This window comes from Marinobacter sp. UBA2498 (assembly GCF_002341575.1).
GTDB lineage: Bacteria > Pseudomonadota > Gammaproteobacteria > Pseudomonadales > Oleiphilaceae > Marinobacter > Marinobacter manganoxydans.
Genome location: NZ_DDOI01000068.1, coordinates 325 through 5,241, shown reverse-complemented (window position 1 = coordinate 5,241; position 4,917 = coordinate 325). Strand labels below are relative to the sequence as shown.

The 4,917-nt window shown below is 58.3% G+C and carries 5 protein-coding genes; 1 reads left to right on the top strand and 4 read right to left on the bottom strand.

The features are described from left to right. Positions 1-551, bottom strand: a 551-nt coding sequence (locus B2W52_RS09625) for a glutathione S-transferase family protein (RefSeq protein ID WP_286802749.1), incomplete at its 3' end; no start/stop codon positions are given. Between the two features lie 140 nt (positions 552-691). Between B2W52_RS09625 and B2W52_RS09620 the strand changes: the two genes are divergently transcribed. Continuing rightward, on the top strand, positions 692-1,666 hold the full coding sequence (locus B2W52_RS09620) for an META domain-containing protein (RefSeq protein ID WP_273070195.1): 975 nt from the start codon (positions 692-694) through the stop codon (positions 1,664-1,666). Here the strand turns inward: B2W52_RS09620 and B2W52_RS09615 are convergent. The 3 genes from B2W52_RS09615 to B2W52_RS09605 form a co-directional block, all read right to left on the bottom strand. Continuing rightward, complete coding sequence (locus tag B2W52_RS09615; protein WP_273070193.1) at positions 1,642-2,484, bottom strand: substrate-binding periplasmic protein; 843 nt, start codon at positions 2,482-2,484, stop codon at positions 1,642-1,644. The genes B2W52_RS09620 and B2W52_RS09615 overlap by 25 nt on opposite strands. An 82-nt stretch (positions 2,485-2,566) precedes the next feature. After that, complete coding sequence (locus tag B2W52_RS09610) at positions 2,567-3,625, bottom strand: quaternary amine ABC transporter ATP-binding protein (protein WP_008173413.1); 1,059 nt, start codon at positions 3,623-3,625, stop codon at positions 2,567-2,569. An 11-nt stretch (positions 3,626-3,636) separates the two neighbouring features. Beyond that, positions 3,637-4,671 (bottom strand): ABC transporter permease, encoded by a 1,035-nt coding sequence (locus tag B2W52_RS09605; RefSeq protein ID WP_008173411.1) that lies wholly within the window; start codon positions 4,669-4,671, stop codon positions 3,637-3,639. Between the last annotated feature and the right edge of the window lie 246 nt (positions 4,672-4,917).

Below are 4,917 nucleotides of genomic sequence, written 5' to 3'. Positions count from 1 at the left end.
AGGAAAGGCCTTTCGGCGTAGATGGCAGCCAGCTCGGTGAGCAACTCTTCCATGACCTGGCGGGACTTTTCAGAGGTTTTTTCGTTGATCTTCATCCACTGACGCATGACTTCATCAACCCGGCTGAAAGCAAGGCTGAGCAGTATCCGGTTATAGAAAGGCGTTCCCGCGGCCAGCATGGGCACCACAATTTTGGGGCGCTGCAGGAAGTGGTGGTAGGAATAGCAGCGGATAGCCGGCCCCGCTTCCTCGTCAAGCCGGCGCTCCCAGGCCAGCGCCTGCTCACGAACGTCCGGGTCTGCCGGTGTCAGCGGGTGCTCGGGAAACGTCTGGTCCAGGTAATCCAGAATGGCCGCTGAGCCCTGAACCACGTGGCCGTCATGGTCCAGCACCGGCACAGAGGAGGCTTCACCCGTCAGTTTCCGGATGGTTTTCACATGTTGTCCCGGCAGCAGGTTCACCGTTTCGTAGTTGAGCCCCTTGTAGTCCAGGGCCCAGCGTATTTTTTCGCAGTAGTGGGAAATGGCAAATTGGTAAAGTTTCAGTGCCATGGGGTGTCTCCTTGGTCCAGCGTTCTAGCATACTGCCGGTGGGGCGGTATAAGAAGACCCATCAGATGCCCATGGTGGCCTCATCGGTCGTTGGGTTCTAAACTGTAGGCCGAAAAGACGCTCAAACAAGGGAACTGACCATGCACTCACGACGAGTTTTGATGTTGTCCGTCGTCACTGCGGCGAGCCTTGCCATCTCCGCCTGCTCCTCTCTATCCAAAACCAGTCAGCCGGTTTCCGCGAGCTATGCTTGCGGGCAACTCGATATTGCCGTCTCCGGCACGGACGACAGCGATCTGATCAGCGTCGACTATCTGGATCGACGTATTCTGCTCAAGCCGGAGGTAAGTGCCTCGGGCGCATTGTACGTAGCCCCCGGCGACGACCAGACGCGGTTCTGGAGCAAGGGTGAAAAAGCGACCCTGACAGTGAAGGGGCAAACCTATCCGGAGTGTTTGCAGCCAGGCGATCTGGAAATGCCGTTTGAGGCGCGGGGGAATGAGCCTTTCTGGCACGCGACGCTCGAAGGCGGTGAGCTCTTGATAACACGGCCTTTCGAGGAACAGGGAACCCGTCGGGTACCGGTTGAAGTCAAAACAGCCAACCGGCATGGGCGGACATTTGTGGCGACGCTGGCAGATCTCCCCATTACCCTGACAGTCGCCCGTCAGCTCTGTGACGACAGCATGTCCAGGGCTCAATATCCCGCGCAGGTGCGCCTGCAGGTCGGTGATGATGAGTTCAGGGGATGTGGTGGTGATCGCCAGCGTCTGTTACGGGGCGCAATCTGGGTTGTTGAGGATCTTGCGGGCGCAGGCATCATCGATCGGTCCCGGATCACGATCGAGTTTCTTGAGGGCAATCGGATCGCGGGCAGGGCGTCTTGCAACCGATACACTGGCACCTATGAACTCAGGGGAGAGGGCATGGCTATAGGCCCACTGGCATCAACACGGATGGCCTGTGCGCCCGCGCTGATGAATCAGGAGGAGCGGTTTCTGAACCTGCTGGACCAGGTGAATTCAGTGCGGATCGGGCAGCAGGGCCAACTGCTGTTGTCGACACCGGGCGGTGAGTCTATCCGGGCGTTTCAGTCTGACCACGACAGTCCATAGCGCGTCAGGATCTCTGCCACCCGCCCACTGCTTTGCAGGGCTCTCGCTCCCTCTGACAGGAGCGCTGCGAGCTGGGCGGAATCACGGCCGATCGGTGAAAATGCAACGTAGATCGGCGACTCGTGGATCACCGCGGCCATTCGCAGGCTTTCCGTGTTGTTCTCCTGCTCCAGTTGCCACTGCATCACATAGCGGTCTTCCGGGAATACGTCAGAGCGCTGCTGGTGCAGGAGTTCGATTGCCCGGCTCAGTGGTGCCGGCCCGGACAGCACCCAGACCCGCTCCGGATCGTCCTGGTACTTCTCGATATAGCTGTCCAGTTCCGGTGAGTAAGCGTAGCCGTTGATCGCCAGCAGCTTGGATTGGCTGAGTGAGTCGATGCCAGCGTACTGCCAGTTGTTGTCAGGGTGGGTATAAAGCGCGATCGTCGAGTAACCAGTAGCGGCGTCCGGAAACACGAAGTCCGGCGCATCCCCCGGAAGGGCTCCTACAACCGCATCAATATACCCGTCCCGGGCCTGTTGCAGGGCCCGTGCCCAGCTCATGTTCACGTACTCGACATCGATACCGGCGAGTCCGAACGCCTCCCTGGCAATATCTATCATATAGCCTTCGTGCTCGGAGCCGGCTTCACAATTGTGAGGACACCAGGGATCAGCGGCAATGACGACGGCATGGCGCGGCTCTGTGGGAGCCGGCGCAGCGGGAGCGGTCTTCGTTGCCTTTGCCGCTGTTTCAGGAACCAGCGGTGGCGGGTCCTCTGGCTGCGAGCAGGCGGCAAGAAAGAGCGCGATGGAAAGAACCAGGGTTTTTGCCATGGTGATAAAACCGGGATGCCGATGACGTCGGCTCTCCCTGAAGCATAGACCCTGGTCGCGGTTTTGTAATGGCTAAAAGCCCCTAGGCTGCGGTTTTGTTCCTGTCAGCCGACGCGGCGGTCGGCACCAGCGCCCGGGCGAGGTCTTTCATGTGCAGGGTGCCCACGTGCTGATCGTCCCGGACTACCCGGAAATTCAGAGACATATCCCCGTCGGATTTCAGCAGTACCGTTTCAAGGTTGTCCTTTTCCGAGATGTCACCGGCGAACGTGGAGTCACCGTCATCCGGGGGACTCATGACCGATCGTACCCTCAGCACCCGTGCCCGATTGATATCGCTGATGAAGTCGACGATGTAGGGATCGCCGGGATTGAGCAGGATTTCCTGGGGATCTCCCTGCTGCACTACTTCGCCATCTTTCAGGATGACCAGGTGGTCGGCCAGTTTCAAGGCCTCATCAAGATCATGGGTGATGAACACGATGGTTTTCTGCAGTTCTTCCTGGAGCTCCAGCAACAGGTCCTGCATATCGGACCGAATCAGCGGATCCAGTGCCGAGAAAGCTTCGTCCATCAACATGATCGGGGCGTCGGACACCAGGGCTCGGGCGATGCCCACCCGCTGTTGCATGCCACCGGACAGCTGGTGTGGATACTGGTATTCGTTACCCTCCAGACCAACCCGCGCGAGCCATTTTCGGGCGTCGGCCTCAAAGTCCGATGTCGTATAGCCGCGAATGTCCTTGGCCATGCCGGCGTTCTCGAGCACGGTTTTGTGGGGCAGCAGGGCAAACTTCTGGAACACCATCGACATCCGCTCGCGGCGAAGCTTTCGCAGCTGCTCTTCGCTGTAGCTCATGATGTCTTCGCCATCGACACGGATTTCGCCGGCCGTGGGGTCGATCAGTCGGTTCAGGTGCCGGATGAGTGTGGACTTTCCGGAGCCGGAAAGGCCCATGATGACCGTGATCTCGCCATCGTGGATGTCCACGTTGATATCACGCAGACCGAGTACGTGTCGCTGCTGCTCCAGCAGATCGGCTTTGCCCATGCCCTTGCGAACATACTCCAGGGCAACATCCGGGGTCGGGCCGAAGATCTTGTAAAGGTTCCGGATCGAAATCTTGATGTCTTTCGCCATGGGGGCTTTCCTCACTGCTTCTGGGAGACGTTAATTCGTGCCAGGGACGCCTTGGTTACCCTGTCGAGAATAACCGCCAGGATCACGATGCCAAGGCCGGATACCAGGCCAACACCCAGTTCCAGATTACGGATGCCCCGCAGGACCAGAACGCCAAGCCCGGGCGCGGAAACCAGGGATGCGATAACAACCATGGCAAGACTCATCATGATGGTCTGGTTAACCCCTGCCATGATGTTGGGTAGCGCCAACGGGATCTGCACCTTGTAGAGTTTCTGTCGGGGCGTCATGCCAAAGGCGTCTGCGGCCTCAATCACGTCCTTGTCTACCAGCCGGATGCCCAGGTTCGTCAGCCGGATCACAGGAACAATCGCGTAGAGGATGATGGCGATGCCGTACAGCTTTGATTCGGTAACACTGAACAGGAAGATAAGCGGAATCAGATACACAAAAGGTGGCAGCGTCTGCAGCATGTCCAGCACCGGTATGATCATCCGTTGCAGGGAATTGCTGCGTGCCATGGCGATGCCTATGGGTACCCCCAGCAAGACACAGAGGAAGGCACATACAAAAATGATCGCCAGTGTTTGCATGGCGTAATCATAATGGTCGATGAAGGCCAGCAGCACGATACTGCCGCCTACAAAGAGCATCAGTTTCCAGGATTTGGTGACCACGTAAACAACCGCCAGTAACAGTGGAATCACGATCCACCAGGGCGTGTTCAGCATGGCGTAAAGTGCCCCATCCAGGAACCAGCTGAGAGGCTGGGTCAATGGATCGAGAACCAGGCTCAGGCTGTCCTTTATTGCCAGAAATCCCTGTTCCAGGCCCTTGGTAAGTTCCCGGGACTGGGGGAAGGCGGAGCAGGATTCGTTCAGGGCGTCCATGGACGGAAACGGGAGTTCCCATATAGAGGCCGGTTCGGCGCTCTCTCCCTTGGTTTTATTCAGCAGGTCGGCCATCGACATGGGGCCGCTGCTTTTGCCTTCCGAGCACCATTGCTCAAGGCCGAGCGATGAAAAAAGGGAATCGTAGGTTGCCATGGGCGGTCAGTCTCTCCTGCGCACGTCTGGAATCAGAACGGTTTTCGGGAAACGACCCGGGGCATCGCGAAGGATGCCCCGGGAGGGGCAGGTCAATCAGTTAAGAACGTTGGCCAGACGCTCACGCGCGGAGTCGTTCAGCCAGGTTGACCACTCGTCGCTGTTGTTGCTGAGGTAGTAAACCGCAGCTTCTTCGCCCGAGGCATTGTTGGAGTCCATCCAGGCCAGGATGCTGCTCATGGTCTC

Excerpts from the sequence above, each read along its gene's own strand:
- B2W52_RS09620 (WP_273070195.1), top strand. The coding sequence starts at position 692 with ATGCACTCACGACGAGTTTTGATGTTGTCCGTCGTCACTGCGGCGAGC.
- B2W52_RS09615 (WP_273070193.1), bottom strand. The coding sequence starts at position 2,484 with ATGGCAAAAACCCTGGTTCTTTCCATCGCGCTCTTTCTTGCCGCCTGC.
- B2W52_RS09610 (WP_008173413.1), bottom strand. The coding sequence starts at position 3,625 with ATGGCGAAAGACATCAAGATTTCGATCCGGAACCTTTACAAGATCTTC.
- B2W52_RS09605 (WP_008173411.1), bottom strand. The coding sequence starts at position 4,671 with ATGGCAACCTACGATTCCCTTTTTTCATCGCTCGGCCTTGAGCAATGG.